We start from the raw sequence: 17401 nt of genomic DNA, 5'->3' as shown, positions 1-17401 counted from the left end.
TAGGCCCGGTGGCGATGGCTGCCGGCCGGTTCATTGCGGTGGCACCGCCTTGCCGTCGCTTTCGGCGGCCAGAGCCTCTCCCGCCCCCTCCTTGAAGGCTGCGAGCCAGGGGTCCGCTTCTTCGCGCGTGAGCGAGAAGACCTTCACGCCCTCGACATCAAGCTTTTCCACCAGCTCCGGCGGGTAGTCGTCCGGATAGACCAGCCCCAGGTAGCTGCAGCGCGGCCGATAGGCGCCAACCGGCCGCTTCATCTCTTCCTTTCTTGCCCTTGCCTTGTTGCAGGCAACGAAGTGCACCTCGTCTCCCTGGCGTGCGACCTCCCAGTAGACCACGTATTTGGCGCGCTCCTCGGGAACCTCGGCCGCGCCGTCGTCGCTGTCTTGGTAGTTGTTCTGCCCCAGCTTTGTCGCGGCGGTGCTGCGGTGAGGCAGCCGGCTGTCAAAGATCAAGACGTCCCCCGCCTTGGTGTCCAGGAGCTTCATGCCGCGGTCGAACATGCGCCGCAGGACCCTCTTGTAAAATTGATAGGAGAAGAACAGACCGTTCCCTACCCATCTGTGGCCGCGCGGATAGATATCGATCCCCCCCGCGTAGTCCTCGGTGTTGTCCTGGAGATAAACGCCGACCTTGGCGAAGAGGAAGTTCGGGTCGACCAGGTAGCGGCTGTCGCGGTTGAAGCGGAATTCCGCCTGGCAGTCGAGATGCGGGGGGTTGTCGCCCACCGGGATGACGTTGCGCTGCACGACCAGATCGTTGACGTAAACCAGGTCCTCTCCGAGGATCCGGCGGCACGCCTCGATGATCTTCGGATGGGCCATCAGGCGGTAGACCGGCGGGACCGCCAGGCACTCCCGGGCTTGCATGTAGCGCTTGGGCGTCAATGTGAGCTTGTCGTAGACCGGCGGCAGCGTCGCTCTGATTTCCGCCACTTCCTGCGCGCTGAGGGCGCCCCTCAGAAGCACGTAACCGTCGCGCTTAAAGGCTTTACGAAGGTCTTCAGCGGTCATTTGGTCTGTCCGTTTCCTAAGCTTGACTGTCTCTCGTTAGGTGGCTGTCCATTGCTCTTGCCGTTGTCCGGCCGTTCCGCAGCAGTACCCGGCTTGCGCCCGATATAGAAGACGAACCACCGCTCCTGCCAGCCGCCCTTGCGGTCGATCAAGGGCGCGGACTCGGGAATATGCCCGCCGAGCTTCTCCCGCCGCCGCTGGCTGATGTCATAGCCGAATTCGATGGTCTCGAATCCGGCCTTCTCGAACACATACCGCAGGCCGGAGTCGGTGAAGCGCCAGTAGTCGTCCGGCGAGGCGTGTTGATGGCAGGCAAAGACCGTCGATGCCATGACCAGGCCGTTGGCCTTCAGCAGGTCGTACATGTTCTGGGCGACCATGAAGGGTTCGGGCATGTGTTCAAGAGCATTGTTTGTGAAAGTCACGTCGAAGCGACGGTCGGTCACGATTGGCTTGCAGGCGTCTCCCACCACGGCGTTGTCCACCCCGGGGCGTTCGATGATGTCGAGGATCGAGTAGCTTCCGGGGAAACCCTCGATGCCGTCGAAGATGTCCTTGAAATTGCTGCCGTCGCCACCGCCCAAATCGAGCAGACTGGGGTGCCGCGTTGCGATGCTTGCGGCCTCGCGGCGGAAAGCCTCGCGGACCGAGGTGACGTTGTGCAGGCGAAAGAAGTCCTGCTTCTCGTATTCCAGAACGCCATGCCGCAGGATGAGCCGCTGCCGGCGGGCGAACTTCGGCCGGCGCAGCAGCCGCGATGAGGCGGCGAGCAACAGCCAGGCCGCTCTCGCGACAGTCCGTCTCATGACAGCGGTTCGCCGGTCAGGGGATAACCCGGTGACCCTTTTCGGCACCTGCCCAGGGTCTCCAGGTAGATTGCCGTCATTTCGCTGACGTGACGCTGCACCGAGTATCTGGCCAGCGCCTGGGCCTGTGCCCGCTGCACGGTCGCCTGTGCCAGGCCGGGATCGTCCAGGACGCGCCCGGCCGCGGCGGCGAGGGCGTCGGGGTCGTCGGCGGTTGCCAGCCAGCCGGTCCTTCCGTCTTCGATGACCTCGCAATGCCCGCCCGAATCGGCGGCGACTACGGGAGTACCGCTGATCATGGCCTCGACCAGGCTGCGCCCCAAGCCGTCGTCGACGCCGGTTGCGATCATCAGATCGCAGCCGGCCATCCACGGCTCGATCGGCGTTTGGAAGCCCATGAAATGGACCCGGCCGCCAATGTTCAGTGCTTCGGCAAGCCGTCCCAGTTCGGCCTGCGCATTGTTGCGTTCGGTCCCGAACATCAGGAAGGAAAGGGGCCGGTTCCCACCTTCGATCAATTTTGCGGCGGTGCGCAGGAAGGTGGCCGGGCGCTTCTGGTGCACCAGATTGCCGAAGAAGCCGACTATGCGGGTTTCCGGGTCGAGCGCGAGCTGCTTCAGGACGTTCTGCCTTGCCGCTTGCCTGTCAAGCTCTGCGAAACCGGTGTCGAAGGGATTGGAGACGATGCGTGCGCGTGAGCCGAGGGATTGCGGCAGGGTCGACGCGGTGTAGTGGGAGATGCAGACCACCTGCTGTGCCAGCTTTGCCAGGAACAGCTTGATCGTGCTGCTGCCGAAACTCGCCGTGCGCTGATGCCAGACGAGTTTGGTCCCCGTCAGTCTGGTCGCCAGGGTCCAGCCGAAGTGGGTGCGCACGTCGTTGGCGTGGACGATGTCGATCCCACGCTTGCGCAGGAAAGCGGCAAGCCGCCAGGTCTGGGCCGCCAAGGCTAAGACATTGCTCAGCGACCAATAAGGTGGGCGGAAAAACCCGGGAATCGCGACCAGCTCATAGGTCATTTTCTGCTCGCGCATGTAACCAGACAGCAGGCCCTCTTCGTGCAGGACGACACAGGGTTCGACGCGGCTGCGATCCAGGTTTTTCACGAGCAACAGTGTCGAGAGGTGGCTGCCGCCGACGTTGTTGCCGATGAAGGGGTAGCAGACCCGCAACGGCCGGCCGATCCGATCCACAGCGCTCATCGTCGGCCGGCCACCATCTTCTTCAGGCGCGGGATGAGGGCGCCGGCCGCCACGGTGCGGCTGTTGCGTGCGAGGTGTTTGGAAAGGGCGGATGCCGCGCCTCGAGCATCGAGTCCGAACCTGGATTGCAGCATGGCCCGAACCGGCGGTCGGTCGAATATCGCCATCGCGTGGTCGATGAGGCCATAGGCAAGCGCCAGCAGGGCCGCGCGGATAAGCCGCTCGACCCCGGCGTCGCTGTCCTCCGGCAGGCTCTCCGGGCTTCTCAGATAGAGAAGGTCGCCATGGACCATCTGGCCTTCCGAGTAAGGGAAGGGCCCTTCGGCGAGATTCGGCAACTTCGCCTTGGAAGAACGGCGCCAGGGATGCAGCTCCAGAAAGCGCATGGGAAAGAAGTCGTGACGGCGCAGCGCCTGATCGATGTCCGCGAACAGCGGCTGGCCGCGATAGATCGGCACGAAGGAGACTTCCACCCGCAGCGCCACCAGCGATTCCCGCAAGAGCCTTTGGGCGCCCTCGAGAATCTCCAGTTCGGCGCCCTGTACGTCGAGCTTGAAGAAGGCGGCGTCTTTGAACCCGTAGTGCTCGGCGGCCGCGTCGGCGGTGGTTGTCGGCACATCGAGGGTGCCGTCCAGGATATAGTAAGGCTCGCGGCCGTAGAGGCCCGCTAGGTCCGCATCGGCGGTCAGCAGCGAGGAGCAGCCGCGCTTGCGGTAGATATTCAGACGCCGCGTCTCCTCCGCCATTCCGAGGGCAACCGGGACGAAGCGCAGCGAGCGCCAGGGCCCGGCCCCGCCCGGCGCGGCATTCAAGCGCGCGCACTCTTCCTCGTCCGGTTCGAAGCCGATGGCGTGAACGGCCTGCGCCAGCGGCAGCAGATCGGCCGTGAAGCCGCCACGGGCGCCGACGTCGAGGCAGGTCAGAGGCAGGGCGTCGAGCAGCGCAGCGAAACCGAAGTCCGCGAGCGTCTTGCGGCCGAAGGGGGTCGTCATACGGAGCCTCCGGCAGAACTCGGTGCCTGCGCAAGGATGCGCAGGGCGGCGCGGTTCCCGCCATATTCACTGGCTGGCCGACCTGCGAGGCGGCGCAGGCGATTACCGAGGCGGTCGCCCAGTCCGCGCCGCCGGACCGGGCCGACGGTATCGAGAAAGGAGACCCGCAGGCCGCATCTCTCGAACACCTGGCGCAGGGATTTTTTGCTGAAGAACAGCAGGTGCGGTTCGTGACTGTGTCCTGCAATGTCGGGGTCTGCTGAAAAGTCCGAGTTCGGGACCTCGGCGAGAATCCAGCCCCGGGGGCTCAGCAGCGTACGCAGCGCGCCCAGGATATCCAGGATCTCTTCTTCCTGGTAGTGCTCGAGCACGTGGGAGGCGACGATGAGATCGCAGCTTCCGGGGTCGACCTGCTGAGGGCTCGCAAGCTGCCGGCATCCGGCCCGCGACAAATAGCCGGCCATCGAAGCATCGGGCTCGACGGCGAGCAACTCCGCCTCCGGCCAAAACTGCTGCCGTGCCAGAAAAAGGGTGGTGCCGAAGCCTGCGCCGACATCGAGGATTGTCCGGGGCGCGCCGGAGAGCGTGCCTTCGGCGAGGCGCAACTGCGAGAGTGAGCGCTGTGGTTTGAACATCAGCGCGCTGTCGGAGAAATAGCGCTCCGGCGCCGCCTTTGCTTCGCGTCCGGCGTGGCCCGCATAGTCGTCTTCGTAGTAGCGGTGCAGCCGCTGCGGATCGATGGGTGTCTTCACCGCACCGAACCCGCAGGTCTGGCAGACCAGCACCGCCAGATTCCGGAACAGCTCGTTGCGTGGCAAGGGATAATCCATGGGCTTAAGGCGCCGGCCGCCACAGGCGATACAGACCGGCAGGCCCGATGGTCCGCGCGTGCCTCCGGTGACCTCCGCCTGCCGCGGCTCGGACCCGCCATCTTCACTCTGCATGCTCTCCCGGGTCACGAAGAGGCACTCAGTTGCATGTGATCGCCGCCACGCCCGTCCGTCTGGACGGATCGGCCGTTCTCGATCCGGTGGATGATATCCGCCGCATCCTGCAAGGCATCCTGGTGGGAAATTGCGATGATCGTCAGTTCGCCGGCGAGCTGTTTGAGGGTGCCGCAGATCTCCGCCTCGGTCTTGGGGTCCAGGGCGGCGGTTGCCTCGTCGAGGATCAGCAACTGCGGCCGATGGGCAAGAGCCCTGGCGATGGCAATCCGCTGTCTCTGACCGCCCGAAACGCGCGTGCCCCGCTCGCCGACCATCGAGTGAATGCCTTGCGGCAGCGCGGAGACAAAAGACCAGGCCTCGGCCTGCTCAAGAGCCGCCCTGGCCATCGCCTCGCTGATCTCGGGGTCCCTGAGGGTGACGTTGTTGAGCACCGTGTCGTGCAGCAGGGGCGTGTCCTGCGGCACATAGCCGATCATGCGGCGCCAGGCCCTCTTGTCGATGGCCGACAGCGGTGTCGAGTCGATCATGATTTCGCCGCTGGTGGGGCGCAGCAGTCCGGTGACCAGGTCGGCGATGGTTGTCTTTCCGCTGCCGGACTCTCCGACGACGGCGATGAAGTGACCCTTGGGAATCTCGATGGAGATTTCCCTGAGCACCGGCTTGTTCCTGAGATAGGAGAAGGACACGCCCTCCAAACGGATCTCGGACTCGAACTGCGGCGAAAGCCGGCGGGTTTCCTTCTCGGCTGCCTTCGTGGCCGTCGAGAGGACGGAACGTACAAACCAATAGGCCGGAAGGGAGCCTGCGATGCTCTGAAAGTTGCTCTGCAGGGAGGAAACCCGGCCGACGATCCTGAGGAACAGGAATGCCATGACCAGAAGGCCTTCGAGCCGCAGGTCCCAGTAGGTGAGGATGAAATAGAGGCCGAGGGCCAGGGCCGCCGTGGTGATCGGCTCGCGGTAATGCTGCAGCGATTCGCGGGCGAGGATCTGAAGCTGCTGGGCCTTGTTCATCGCCACGATGTCCTTGTGGAGAATCTGGCCAAGCTGACCCTCCCGGGCCATTGCCTTGATCGGCTTCATCGACAACAGGCCGTCGGCCAATCCGGAGAGCAGGGACTTGGTCAACAGGGTCTGCTTCTGTCCCATCTTGCCGGTGATGACGACAAAGCGATGCAACAGGACCGCGGACACGATGCCGACCATAACCGCTGCGAAACTCACTTCGATGGAGATCGCCAGCGAGAGGGCGACGTAGACCAGCACCTGCAGCAACCCGGTGAGTGCCCGAGCCACGGCGATATAGGTGCTGGCGGCGCGGGCCGGCTCGCTGGTCATGCTGGCGGATATCGAACCCATGCGCTGGCGAACGAAAAATGGCCAGCGCGCCCGCATGAGCGCGGCGAGCAGCTGCAGCCTGAGGTTCATGGTGACGGTCGCGGCGGTGTAGCCGATCTGCTTGGCGACAAACACCAGCACCAGGGACTTTGCGGTGATCAGCAGCACCACGACCAGCAAGAGCACTCCGATCGTCGGTTCGATGCCCAGCGATCTGAGGCTGTCCGTGACGGCACTGCCGATGAACGATCCGCTTTCCGCGGTGCCGTTGATGATGGTGTCCAGCAATGGCAGAAGCGCCGCGATGCCCACCCCTTCCAGAAGGCCGGCCACGATCATCGAGGTCAGCACGATGCAGCCGCGCAGGGGTTCCGCCTTGAAGAAGTGGACGAACACGGTCGCGGCCCGGCGCAGCGGCTTCGGCACCAGGCGCCGATTGCTCTGACGGTTTCTCACTAGCGAACTCCGAAGGTCAGATCGTTTGATTGCTGCTCCTGGGCGGAGAGGGGTCTCTCCGGGAAGGCCCTCTCAGCCGGCGGCCCGGCAAGTAGGCTGTCCATAAGGTCGAGGTAGCGTTCGAGCACCGGCCCGGACTCGCCCTCGACAAGCGCCGCCATGCAGTCCCGGGCGTCCTCTTCGCTGTAGGTTGCTTCCCGCGTCTCGACGAAGTGATCGAGGCGCGCGAAGAAATCCTCGAAGCTGTCGGCCCGGCAGGACTGCAGGAAGGGTTCGAAATCGAAATGCAGTCGGAAGGGATAGGCCAGGTGCAGCAGCGGCTTGCGCATGCCGATCACGTCATAGACCACCGACGAACCCCAGAAGACCACCAGGTCGGCCCATCGGATGAGGCTGACTGTCGGCAGCGCGGGCGGGGCCACGGCAACCCGCGGGTTCTTCTCGATGCTCGGCAGGCCGCTGACTTCGGTCCTTGGATGCGGCTTGAAGACCACGCTCAGGCGCTCGTCGCGGCAGAGACGTTCGGTCACGCGGTTGATCGCGGGCCAGTCCACATAGGGGCCCTTCTTCGAAAGAATGAACAGCACCTTGACCGCCTGCCCGGCCCCTGGGTTCCAATCGAAGCGTGGTGCAATGCGTTCCAGCGTCGGCCCCCAGCCGCGGCAGAAGCGGGCGGAGCCGAGGACCGTGAGCAGGCTGTCGTCGCGGCTGTCCTGGGCGAAGCGCTCCGCCGACGGGGCGTTGGGCAGGACCACCCGGTCGTAGAGGGCGCCCCAGTCCAACCCGTCGGCATCGCTGGGCGAGACTACCGCATCGCGCGGCAGGTCGGTCAGATGAGGCACCGAATGCGGCAGCGCCAGGGTCGCCAGTCCGCGGCCGCGGGCTACCCGCGTGACCGCCTCGGCCAGGGGGTTGATTGTGTGATCGAAGACCACGAGACCGTTCCGCGCCCGGCCGACTTCTTCCGTCAGCGCGGCAATGGCCTCATCCGAGGCGCAGAGTGCCTTCAAGCGCTGGTGCAGGGCGCGCAGCGGCAGCCGCAGCAGCCGGGTCACGATGGGCGCCGGCAGGCGCCGCTGCAGCCGCAGCAGGCCGTGGAACAGCGTGCGAAAGACCCTGGAAAGACTCTTCGTCCAGAGGCCTACGGCGGTCAGCTGCAGCAGGTGCTCGGCCTCGATGCCGTGCTCCTTCCGCAGATGCTGCATCCGATAGTCGTCGGCATAGGTTTTGATGGGATCGTAGATCACGACCCGGATTCCATAGTCGCGCTGGCGCGCCAGGGCATCGATCACCGGCACGATGTGGTCGACGTCGCTGTCGGCGCGCAGGCAGAAGATGACCTGCTGCTGGTCTGCGCTCTCCCTTTGTTTCATGCGACTGATGAGTCCGGGTGACCGTCCGTCGGGGGCTAGGCGAGAAGCCCGACCACGCGTCTGTTGAAGCTGTCCGAGACGGCGGTGAGCGCGGCCAGGCGCTCGGCCTGCCGGGCCTCCAGGCTGTCGTCGTCCACCACGGCCGTCATCGTCGCCAGCATCTCCTCCGCCGAACAGCCACTCGGGAAGTTCTGCGTGTTGATCATGGCCTGGCTCTCGCCGATCTGCTCCAGGAAGAAACGGTTCTTGTTGTGGCTGCCCAGGCCGATGACCCGGGTGCCGAGGCCGAAGGGGACAATGTTGGAATGGCCCCTCATGCCGACGACCAGATCCATCTGGCGGTAGATGTCGGCGAACAGCGGCAACTGGGCCTGGGAGGCCGGATAGAGGAAGGGCAGTTCCTCCTCCACGTTGTAGAAGGCCGCGCCCAGGCGTTCCTCGAACAGCGGGGCGACCTCGCTGTCGATGTTCTCCGCCAGGTGCGGGATAAACACCACTCTGCCGCCGCCCTGGCGGTCCAAGAGGCGCTTGAGGGCCTCGCAGAGCGCGTCGACCACCTGCAGCCGGGTCTCCTCCCAGGGTTCCGGGAAGCGGTAGAAGTTCCGGTCGCCGGCCCAGTTGAGGCCGATCTTGAAGTCGCCCTCCGTGAGACCCGGCAGGCTGAGGGGCGCGGTGGGCGCGAACATGCCCGGGTCCGGGATCACCTCCATCCGCTCGGCCGAGAGCCCGCGGGAGACAAGCTCGTCGAAGGTCCCCTGATTGCGGACGGAAAACAGCGCCGCCTTGGCCTGGGTGGCCTGCAGGTGTTCGTTCATCTGCGGTTTGAAGCCGCGGTCGTCGAAGTAGAACTTGTTGAAGCCGATCCCATAGACCACCAGGGGCACGGTCAGGCGCTCCAGATCCTCCTGCGAGATGTTGAACTGCCAGCCGGATTGGCTGTCGTCCTCCGGACGGTGAAAGACCATGCCGCCGCCGCCGACCAGCAGCAGATCGGCGTCGTCGTTGATGAGCGTGATCAGGTCCCGGTGAAAGCGGGTGGTCTGGCAGTTGATGGGAATGAACTCCAGGGACTCCTCGCTGGCCGCCCGCAGCATACGCATCTCGCCAAGCTGCAGGGCGAAGTCCCCGTAGTTCCGATGCCAACCGCCGACATGGTAAATCCGTTTCACGCCTGTTTCTCCTGCCCGGCGAGCGACACGAGCGCCTCGGCGATCGCGAAGTCTTCCAGGGTGTTGATATCGATGGAACAGCGCTTGGACATCGGCGAGCCAAGGGCCCCCGTCATGTGGAAAGTCCCCTGCTCGCGCAGCGCTGCGGAGGCGGCAACGTAGATGGAACCGTTCACCGCGTAAAGCGTCTCCACGTCCTGACGCTGGAAGTTGCGATTGGCTCCTTCGTCCAGGGGCACCAGCCGGCCGTCGCGCAGCCAGCGCAGGCTGCCCAGGGGGCTGCCGGCGGTACAGACCGAGATCACGCTGGGCGCGCCGGCGCTTCGCCACAGGGCCACCGCCCGGTCCAGGTCCGCCGCCTCGCGCAGCGGGCTGGTGGGCAGCAGCATGGTCACGGCCTCCGGCAGGCTGCCTTCTTCCGTCTCCAGCCAGTCGAGGGCATGCAGCACCGTCATCACCGAGTGCACATCGTCGCCGGCCAGCGCCTCGGGGCGCAGAAAGGGAACCTCCGCGCCGGCCTGGCGGGCGGCGGCGGCGATCTCCTCGTCCTCGGTGCTGACCAGGACGCGGTCCACCTCCCGGGCCGCCTTCGCCGCCTCGATGGTCCAGGCAACCAGGGGCTTACCGGCCAGGGGCCTGAGGTTTTTGCGCGCGACGGTCTTGGAGCCGCCGCGCGCCGGAATGACGGCAATGACAGACACCCCTGCGGCCCCCTAGAGGGTGTGCTTCCGGCGCAGCTTGTCGGCGATGGGCCGCTCGGAGTCATAGATCACGATCCGGCCGTCGCCCCGTGCCACCTCCCAGGCACGGATGTCGCGCACCAGCCGCTGCAGGCCCGGCAGCTCGATGGAGGCCGCCTGATCCGAGCCCCACATCGCCCGGCTGAGGGTGATGTGCCGTTCGATGGATTTGGCGCCCAGCGCGGCGGCCATGATCGTCGTCGGCAGGCCGACTTCGTGGCCGGAGTAGCCGATCGGGATGTCAGGGAACTCCTGTTCCAGGGTCTTGATGCCAAGCAGGTTCAGCTCTTCGGCGTTGGCCGGGTAGGTGGAGGTGCAGTGGTAGAGGCAGGCGATGGTGCCGCCGGCGTCCTTCACCGCCGCGACGATCTGCCGGATCAGGTCGAGATCGCACATGCCGGTGGAAATCAGCAGCGGCTTGCCGGTCGCGGCGCAGTGGTGCAGCAGCGCCTTGTCGGTCGCCGAGGCCGAGGCGATTTTCAGATAGGGGATGTCGTACTGGACGAGAAAGTCCACTGAGGCCTCGTCCCAGGGGGAGGCGAACCACTCGATCTCCAGTTCCTTGCAGAGTCTGTCGATCTGGTCGTATTCCGCCTTGCCGAACTCCAGCCCCCGCTTCAGGTCGCCGTTGGTCTCGCCGAAGGGGTTTTCGCGGGGCTTCGCCAGTTCCTCTGGTGTGTAGACCACCTCGATGGTGCGCTTCTGAAATTTCACCGCGTCGCAGCCGGCGTCCTTCGCCGCCTTGATGAGCTGCTTTGCCGCGCCGATGTCCCCGTTGTGGTTGATGCCGATCTCGGCGACGACGTAACACCTGCCTTCTTGGATCATTTCTGTACTTTCTTGGTTGTGACGAGTTTGAAGACTGCGGAAAGGGCCTTGATCGCGCTCATCGGTGCGCGAAGTTCAGGTTGGGGCGGGCCGCGGCCAGGGACCGCTGACCGAGGTGGATGGTCAGGAGCTCACCAGATCCCAGCGCAGCGGCGTCCCGCGTTTGATCGCGGTCTTTGCGGGCCGGCCGAGAAGCTCCGTGATGTGTTTCGGCGGCAGGCCGTGGCCGGGCCGGATGGCCCGCAGGTTCTTCTCGGTGAAGGGCTCGCCGGCGGCGATGTCCTCGACGACATAGAGCGAACGGCGGAAGACGGCGCTGCCGGCTTCACTCGGCTTGCGGCCATAGTCGACGCGCCCCAGGGCGGCCCAGGCCGTCCGGGTGGTCTCGCAGAGCTGGCGCAGTTCCTCGGGTTCCAGAGAAAAGGCCGAATCGGGGCCGCCGTCGGCGCGGCGCAGGGTGAAGTGCTTCTCGATGACCTGGGCGCCCAGGGCGACCGCCGCGATGGGCACCGAGGGGCCCAGGGTGTGATCCGAGAGACCGGCCACCGCGTCGAAGCGCCTGGCCAGGTCCGGCAAGGTCTCGAGGTTCGCCTCTTCCGGTGGCGTGGGATAGCCGCTGATGCAGTGCAGCAGGACGATCTCGCCTGAGCCGTAGGCCCTGGCGGTCTCCATGGCCTCGCCGATTTCCTCGATGTTGGCCATGCCGGTGGAGATGATCATCGGCTTGCCGGTCTTGGCGACCTTCTCGATGAGCGGCAGGTCGACGGCCTCGAAGGACGCGATCTTGTAGGCCGGCGCATCGAGGCTTTCCAGAAAGTCGACGGCGCTGGCATCGAACGGGCTGCTGAACACCGCGAGGCTCAGCTCACGGCCCCTGGCGAAGAGCGCTTCGTGCCAATCCCAGGGTGTGTGGGCCCACTCGTAGAGCTCATAGAGCGTCTTGCCGTCCCAGAGGCCGCCTTCGATGCGAAAGTCCGCGCCGTCATGGTCGATGGTCATGGTGTCGGCGGTGTAGGTCTGCAGCTTCAGGGCGTCGGCGCCGGCTGCGGCGGCGGCCTCCACCAAGGCAAGGGCGCGCTCCAAATCGCCGTTATGGTTGCCCGACATCTCGGCGATGATGTAGGGCGGCTGGCCGGAGCCGATCTTCCGTCCCGCGATTTCTATGGCGGCTTTGGGTGTCACTTACTTTTCCTGCTTGGTGATGCGGATCTCGTAGCGATGCCCCCGGTAATCGAAGAACGCCGGGTACTTCCGGTTGTCGACCGTGCGCAGAAGGTCGAACTGTTCGGCGATGGTCTTGTGCGGGTCGAGCGCGCTGTCGTCCGGCTTGCGGCGTTGGTAGTAGCTCGGCTCGCCGACCTGCTGTTGGCCCGCGGGCGGGGTCGCTTCCGAGAGGAACCTCCGGCAGAGCCCGATGGAGCTGCGGCCCAGGGCGAGGCGCATTTCCTCGACCAGCTCATGGCCGTCGAAACGCAGGTCCTCGCGATAGATGATCGGGCCGGAATCGACGTCCGGGGCGGCGTGCAGCAGGCAGACCGGAACCTCGTTTTGTCCCTCCAGGATCAGCCAAGTCAGCGGCGAGAAACCGCGGCCCTTGGGCAGCGGGCTGGCGTGAACCACCAGATTGAAACGGTTCCGCTCCAGGACCGGCATCGGCGCGATCCGGATGCAGCCGAGAAAGAACGCAGCCGTTCCGGCGGGAATCTGATCATAGTCGCGGAACAGGGTGGCCTGGTCCCCGTCGGCGTTCAGGGCCTCCACCAGCTCCTCCGCAAAGGGAAGGACCCAGCTTGGATTGTCGACCACGACCGCGATGCGTCGCGGCCTGGTCCACCAGTCGGCGTCAGAGGTCATGACCGTTTCGCAGCTTTCGCATTCCGCGCGCCTAGACCTGCCTTGCGGCGCTGTCGTGCTTGAGGTCGGCCGCAGCGAGCAACCGTTCGATCCGTTGGACCCCCAGACCGTCGCAGACCTGCGCGGCGCCTTGTGAGAGGTCTTTCAGGGCGGCGCCGTCGTCCGCGAGATCCTGAAGCGCCGCCTTGATCTGGCCGGTCAGCTTGGGGCGCGGGCCGGGGATGAGGCGCGCCGCGCCGGCGGCCACCACCGCCTCGGCAATGCGGCGCTGATTCTCCGCGATCACCAGCACCAGGCTCGGCAGGCCGAGGCAGCAGCGCTCCCAGGTTGCGGTGCCGGCGGCACCGATGGCCAGGTCTGCGGCGGCCATCAAAGACGCCATGTCATCCACCTCGACGTGAAGCCGCACCCTCTGCGGCATGTTGGCGATGATGCCCTCCAGCGTGCCGATATGTGGCGCCGCGGCGCCGAGCACCAGGTCGACGGCGGCAGAAATGCCACTCTCTTGAACGGCGCGCAACACATCCAGGCTGTGGTTCTCGGCATCCGTTGCTCCGAGGTTGACCAGGATCCGCCCGAGGCCCGTTCTCTCATTCCTCCGCGACAAGCTCTCGTCGCGGACCGCTGAGAACTCCGGACGCAGCAGAGCATAGTCGGCACCGGTCAGCAGCCGGCAGTCTTCCGGCACCAGACCGGCGTAGTCGTCGGCACGGCGGCCGAGTGTCTGGTCCACCAGAAGATCGCAATCGTGCACGCGGTCGGCGAGATCGTCGATCGCCAGGATGCGGCGCGCCCAGCCGCGGCACCGGCTCTCGAAGGTCCGGTCCCTTTCGTAGTGATCGACCACCAGCAAGTCGGTGCCTGTTGGCCAGAGGCGCCGCATCGTCTCAGGCTCCTCCCCTGCGTCGCCTTCGATGAGCCGCAGATCCTCCCGCGCGAGGCTGGGGACCGTCTGCGGGCTCGCGGCGGTCGTCGCGAAGGCGCAGGTCCAGCCCCGTGACGTCAGGGCCCGTGCCAAGGTGAGGCACCGCATGACGTGCCCGCCGCCAAGTGCGGGCGAGCCGTCGACGCGAAAGACCGCATGCATCAGATTTTGAGGAACAATCCCTAGGTAAAGCTGTCGGCGAGCCGCAACTCCGCGGCACGGAGGTCCTCTTCCGTGTCGATGTCGATGCTACGTTCGCGCGGCATGACATAGCCGACCAGCGGCTCGGCGAGGTAGGAGCGCTCCCGTTTGAAAGCTTCCACGTCGAGCACGTGGATCGCGCCGTTTGGGCGGTAAGCCGGCGGCAGGTCCTGCGACTGCCGGCCGAAGTACTGCGGCATATAGGGGTCGAGGGTGCCGTCGTCCGCCTGCTGCATCGCCGCCAGCGGCGTATGGCTGAACTCGGAGACGCTCATCAGAAACGGGCGGTCCTTCTCGAGAAACAGGCGGTAGGCCGCGCGGATGTCCTCGGCCGTGCGCAGCGGACAGGTCGGCGGCAGGATGACCAGGGTCCTGAAGTGCTCCCCCAAGGCCTCGAGCTGCTCGATTGCATGCAGGGCGGTATCGGAGACCCCTGCCGGATCTCTGGCGAGCGCGCGCGGCCGCAGGAAGGGAACCTCGATGCCGTAGCTTTCGGCGATCCGCGCCACCTCACTGTCTTCGGTCGAGAGGATCAGGCGGTCGACCACGCCGCTTTCACGCGCCGCCTCGGCGGCCCAGGCCAGCAGCGGCTTGTCGCCCAGATTGCGAATGTTCTTCCGCGACAGCCGCGAGGAAGAGCCCTTGGCAGGGATCAGCCCCAGAGTCGGTCCGCCGGTCGCCATGGGTCTCACGCCGCGATCAGCCCTTCGCGAAGAGCCACCAGTTGGCATTGTCGGCGGAATCCAACACCTGCCAGAGGAACCCGTAGTCAAGAACCCGCAGGCCGGGATGGCGTTCCAGGTAGAACTGCCCGAAGTCGCGCTTGAAGAGATAACCGGCCTGACCGTGGTACTCGACCTCCGTCGGCTCATGGGCGAAGTATTCGATGCAGACCACGTAGTGGCGCGCGACACGCACGATCTCGTCGACGACGGCACCGAGGTTCTCGGGCGCGATGTGAATGAGAACGCCTGAAGTGAAGACCAGGTCAATGGAGTTGTCGGCATAGGGAAGGGAGGAGCCTTCACCCTCTTGGATGATGGCGCCCTTCAGGGCCTCGTTCTGTTGTGCGGTCTTGCAGGTAAAGCGATTGGGTTCGATGCCGTGCAGGGTGGCGACGAAGTGCTTGAGCGCGAGCAGGTTGCGCCCGATGTTGCAGCCGACCTCCAGCGCACTTTCGGGGCGCGGCGAGGCGGCATGGGCAAGGATCTTGCCCCAGTCGCGCAATAGCGCCGCCTGGCCCTCGCCGGTGATGCGGTTGTTGTTGCGCTGCGCATAGGCCTCGCCAAACTCAGAACGCCAGAACTCGACCTGCTTGCTGACCATTCAATGATTCCAAGCATTTGTGATGACTTTGCTTGGAATCTACAGGGTTCAGCTTTGACAAAACGTTAAGCTGTCTTACGTGGCAGCGACAGCACGCTTTTAAAGAGAATTAAAAGAAATCACTACTTTAAAGAGTGGCTGGCGCTATTCGGTCGGCAGGTGGTGGAACAGCCCGCTTTCCAGCCGCTGGTAACCGGCCGAGATGAAGAGCTTCTGGGACGGCAGGTTCTCCGGAAACACCTCGGCGATGAACTCCGCATCGGGAATCCACTCCCGGGCCAGCTCCAAAGCCTGTTTGGCCAACCCGAGGCGCCGCAGCTCCGCGGAGACAAGAATGGAAATCTCGAACGCCGTGCCCGCGGGCTCGCTGTCCACCAGGTCCAGGCGCAACAGACCGCCGGGCGCGGAGGCGTGCTCGATGATCGTCAGCAGGCTGCTTTCGGAGCGGATGCGGGAGTTGAACCAGTGATGGTGCTCCTCGATGGACGGGACCCTCGGGATCCTCGAAAACCGGCGTGTCGAAGGCTGGCGCTGCCAGGCGAGAATGGTCGCTTCGTCGTCCGCCCTGGCCATACGTAGGCAGATGGGCCCGCCGTCCGCCGCCAACCGCTTCGGCAGCTCCGCGAGGGAGGCGCGAATGAAGCGCAGCGGGTTTGCGCCGGGCAGCGCGCGCCCGGAGCGGCGCGATTTCCCGTAGCGGGCGCCGTAACCGAGATCCAGACCGCTCTTCGCCAGCGCTGTGCCGGCATGTCCGAGAACTCCCCCCGTGCTCTGCAGCAATGCGGCCTGACATCCCTCGGTTATGAAGCTGTCTCCGGGCGACCCATAGGTTCTGCCGAACCCCGAAAGAAAGAACTCGCCCTGTTTGCTGGTCATTCAGTTATTCCAGGCATTTATAACGACTTAGCCTGGAATCTAACGGGTTTGGCGTTTAGAAACCGTTAAAGTGTCTTAAACCGCAGCGGGCGTTCGTCGAGCAGTGGATTGCCCCTGGGTAGAGGGGGCAGGGCAGGGTTGTAGTAAAGATGGCGGTTTTCCGGGGCCAGGGTCCGGTCGTTCGACTGGCTGACCCGGGCGCGCTCCTCGCGCGCGCCGATGGGCTGGCGGATCACGGAATCCTTGGCTGTCCAGTGCCCGTTCGGCTTCTCCCAGATCTGCGGGTCGCGCATCGGCGCCACCAGATCGTAAAACCCCTGCTTGCTGATCCCCAGAAACTCGCAATAGCCCTCCAGGGTCATGGGCTCGTTGGCGTCGTAGCGCGCCACCATGTCGATGCCCTCCTCACGGGTCATGCGCCCGTGGCGGATCTCCATGCTGGCGTCGTCGGTGGCCCGGCCGTAGCCGAACTTGAGATACTTCAGGTAGTCGTGGACGTCGTTGGCGTGGTCTTCGATCTTGGCATAGAGGTTGAAGGTGCGCTCGCGCTCATAGGTCACCGGCGCGAAGTCCCACTCGGCGATCATCTTTTCGCCCTGGGCCTTGGCATTCCAGAAGAAGAAGTTGCTCATGTAGATGCCGCGGATGTCGGCGCGGGCGATCTCCTCGTCGCTGGGATAGACGTAGGGGGCGATGTCGTGGTGGGTGATACCGCCCTTGCCGATCAGATCCTCCGGTTCGTAGCCGCGCATATCGTGTTCCTTGCGCGTCCACTTGGTGAACTCGACGAAGTCCTCCAGGGTGACGATGCCGGTCAGCTCGGCAAAGCCGTGCTCGCCCCAGACGATCAGCGGAATGTTCCGCTGCACCGCCACCTGGAAGGGGTAGGTGCGGATGCCGGCGTGGTAGTGCCAGGTGATGTCGCCCACGGTCTCCAGCATGTGGCGGGAGATGCGGCGCACGGAATCTGGCCCGGCGGTGAAGCGCTCCAGATCGCAGCCGGACTTCTCCACCAGGTTTTCCAGGTTCCGCACCCCGGCCGGGGCGTTGTAGGTGTGGTTGAAGGTCACCAGCAGCGGGTTCATCCCGTACTTCTTCTTCAGGATCCAGACCTGGAAGTGGGAATCCTTGCCGCCGCTGACCGGCACGATGCAGTCGTGATGGTTGCCCCGCTGTTTCGCCATGGTCCGGGCCTCGTCGAGGATCTGCTCGAAGATCTCGCGGCGCTCCTCCCAGTCGACGTCGCTGGCATCGCGGCTTTCGTGATAGCGGCAGCCGCTGCAGACACCCTCCTCGTCGAGGATGATGGTCGGCTTGGCGTTGGCCGGATAGAGGCAGCGGGCGCAGTAGTCCATGGTCTG

Annotated in this window: 17 protein-coding genes; all 17 read right to left on the bottom strand. The window is 65.1% G+C overall.

Annotation, left to right across the window (positions count from 1 at the left end; translation table 11 throughout):
• Positions 1 to 30: 30 nt before the first annotated feature.
• A complete protein-coding gene (locus tag Q0996_RS02160) occupies positions 31 to 1008 on the bottom strand; it encodes a phytanoyl-CoA dioxygenase family protein (RefSeq protein WP_299615509.1) in 978 nt (325 codons plus the stop codon).
• A complete protein-coding gene (locus Q0996_RS02155) occupies positions 1005 to 1862 on the bottom strand; it encodes a methyltransferase domain-containing protein (protein ID WP_299615507.1) in 858 nt (285 codons plus the stop codon). Before Q0996_RS02155 ends, Q0996_RS02160 begins: the two co-directional genes overlap by 4 nt.
• Complete coding sequence (locus tag Q0996_RS02150; RefSeq protein ID WP_299615505.1) at positions 1811 to 3016, bottom strand: glycosyltransferase family 4 protein; 1206 nt, start codon at positions 3014 to 3016, stop codon at positions 1811 to 1813. The genes Q0996_RS02155 and Q0996_RS02150 overlap by 52 nt, the downstream gene beginning before the upstream one ends.
• On the bottom strand, positions 3013 to 4008 hold the full coding sequence (locus Q0996_RS02145) for an FkbM family methyltransferase (protein ID WP_299615504.1): 996 nt from the start codon (positions 4006 to 4008) through the stop codon (positions 3013 to 3015). The genes Q0996_RS02150 and Q0996_RS02145 overlap by 4 nt, the downstream gene beginning before the upstream one ends.
• Positions 4005 to 4952 (bottom strand): class I SAM-dependent methyltransferase, encoded by a 948-nt coding sequence (locus tag Q0996_RS02140; RefSeq protein WP_299615502.1) that lies wholly within the window; start codon positions 4950 to 4952, stop codon positions 4005 to 4007. Before Q0996_RS02140 ends, Q0996_RS02145 begins: the two co-directional genes overlap by 4 nt.
• Positions 4953 to 4963: 11 nt before the next feature.
• Entirely contained in the window at positions 4964 to 6748 is a 1785-nt protein-coding gene (locus Q0996_RS02135) for an ABC transporter ATP-binding protein (protein WP_299615500.1), read from the bottom strand.
• The gene (locus Q0996_RS02130) at positions 6748 to 8121 is read right to left on the bottom strand and encodes a hypothetical protein (protein WP_299615498.1); all 1374 of its coding nucleotides are present in this window, start codon (positions 8119 to 8121) and stop codon (positions 6748 to 6750) included. The genes Q0996_RS02135 and Q0996_RS02130 overlap by 1 nt, the downstream gene beginning before the upstream one ends.
• A 35-nt stretch (positions 8122 to 8156) precedes the next feature.
• Positions 8157 to 9290: a polysaccharide pyruvyl transferase family protein gene (locus Q0996_RS02125; RefSeq protein WP_299615496.1), complete on the bottom strand. Its 1134-nt coding sequence runs from the start codon at positions 9288 to 9290 to the stop codon at positions 8157 to 8159.
• Positions 9287 to 9991, bottom strand: coding sequence for an NTP transferase domain-containing protein (locus Q0996_RS02120; protein ID WP_299615494.1), 705 nt, complete (start codon positions 9989 to 9991; stop codon positions 9287 to 9289). Before Q0996_RS02120 ends, Q0996_RS02125 begins: the two co-directional genes overlap by 4 nt.
• 12 nt (positions 9992 to 10003) lie before the next feature.
• Complete coding sequence (locus Q0996_RS02115) at positions 10004 to 10858, bottom strand: N-acetylneuraminate synthase family protein (RefSeq protein ID WP_299615492.1); 855 nt, start codon at positions 10856 to 10858, stop codon at positions 10004 to 10006.
• A 123-nt stretch (positions 10859 to 10981) separates the two neighbouring features.
• A complete protein-coding gene (gene pseI, locus Q0996_RS02110) occupies positions 10982 to 12040 on the bottom strand; it encodes a pseudaminic acid synthase (RefSeq protein ID WP_299615490.1) in 1059 nt (352 codons plus the stop codon).
• A complete protein-coding gene (locus tag Q0996_RS02105; RefSeq protein WP_299615488.1) occupies positions 12041 to 12712 on the bottom strand; it encodes a formyltransferase family protein in 672 nt (223 codons plus the stop codon).
• A gap of 31 nt (positions 12713 to 12743) precedes the next feature.
• Positions 12744 to 13799, bottom strand: coding sequence for a UDP-2,4-diacetamido-2,4,6-trideoxy-beta-L-altropyranose hydrolase (gene pseG / locus Q0996_RS02100; RefSeq protein WP_299615486.1), 1056 nt, complete (start codon positions 13797 to 13799; stop codon positions 12744 to 12746).
• A 20-nt stretch (positions 13800 to 13819) separates the two neighbouring features.
• Positions 13820 to 14521, bottom strand: a complete 702-nt coding sequence (locus Q0996_RS02095) for an acylneuraminate cytidylyltransferase family protein (RefSeq protein ID WP_299615484.1) — start codon at positions 14519 to 14521, stop codon at positions 13820 to 13822.
• Between the two features lie 16 nt (positions 14522 to 14537).
• Entirely contained in the window at positions 14538 to 15164 is a 627-nt protein-coding gene (locus Q0996_RS02090; protein ID WP_299615482.1) for a pseudaminic acid biosynthesis-associated methylase, read from the bottom strand.
• Positions 15165 to 15308: 144 nt separating this feature from the next.
• Complete coding sequence (locus tag Q0996_RS02085) at positions 15309 to 16040, bottom strand: GNAT family N-acetyltransferase (protein ID WP_299615480.1); 732 nt, start codon at positions 16038 to 16040, stop codon at positions 15309 to 15311.
• Positions 16041 to 16105: 65 nt separating this feature from the next.
• Complete coding sequence (locus tag Q0996_RS02080; protein ID WP_299615478.1) at positions 16106 to 17395, bottom strand: N-acetyl sugar amidotransferase; 1290 nt, start codon at positions 17393 to 17395, stop codon at positions 16106 to 16108.
• Between the last annotated feature and the right edge of the window lie 6 nt (positions 17396 to 17401).

Source organism: Pelagibius sp. (assembly GCF_028289705.1).
GTDB lineage: Bacteria > Pseudomonadota > Alphaproteobacteria > Kiloniellales > Kiloniellaceae > Pelagibius.
The sequence above is the reverse complement of the archived record's forward strand: the minus strand, read 5'-3'. Positions and strand labels throughout refer to the sequence as shown.

Coding starts and splice junctions, on each gene's coding strand:
- Q0996_RS02160 (WP_299615509.1), bottom strand. CDS start 1,008: ATGACCGCTGAAGACCTTCGTAAAGCCTTTAAGCGCGACGGTTACGTG.
- Q0996_RS02150 (WP_299615505.1), bottom strand. CDS start 3,016: ATGAGCGCTGTGGATCGGATCGGCCGGCCGTTGCGGGTCTGCTACCCC.
- Q0996_RS02145 (WP_299615504.1), bottom strand. CDS start 4,008: ATGACGACCCCCTTCGGCCGCAAGACGCTCGCGGACTTCGGTTTCGCT.
- Q0996_RS02140 (WP_299615502.1), bottom strand. CDS start 4,952: ATGCAGAGTGAAGATGGCGGGTCCGAGCCGCGGCAGGCGGAGGTCACC.
- Q0996_RS02130 (WP_299615498.1), bottom strand. CDS start 8,121: ATGAAACAAAGGGAGAGCGCAGACCAGCAGCAGGTCATCTTCTGCCTG.
- Q0996_RS02115 (WP_299615492.1), bottom strand. CDS start 10,858: ATGATCCAAGAAGGCAGGTGTTACGTCGTCGCCGAGATCGGCATCAAC.
- Q0996_RS02105 (WP_299615488.1), bottom strand. CDS start 12,712: ATGACCTCTGACGCCGACTGGTGGACCAGGCCGCGACGCATCGCGGTC.
- pseG (WP_299615486.1), bottom strand. CDS start 13,799: ATGCATGCGGTCTTTCGCGTCGACGGCTCGCCCGCACTTGGCGGCGGG.
- Q0996_RS02095 (WP_299615484.1), bottom strand. CDS start 14,521: ATGGCGACCGGCGGACCGACTCTGGGGCTGATCCCTGCCAAGGGCTCT.
- Q0996_RS02090 (WP_299615482.1), bottom strand. CDS start 15,164: ATGGTCAGCAAGCAGGTCGAGTTCTGGCGTTCTGAGTTTGGCGAGGCC.
- Q0996_RS02085 (WP_299615480.1), bottom strand. CDS start 16,040: ATGACCAGCAAACAGGGCGAGTTCTTTCTTTCGGGGTTCGGCAGAACC.
- Q0996_RS02080 (WP_299615478.1), bottom strand. CDS start 17,395: ATGGACTACTGCGCCCGCTGCCTCTATCCGGCCAACGCCAAGCCGACC.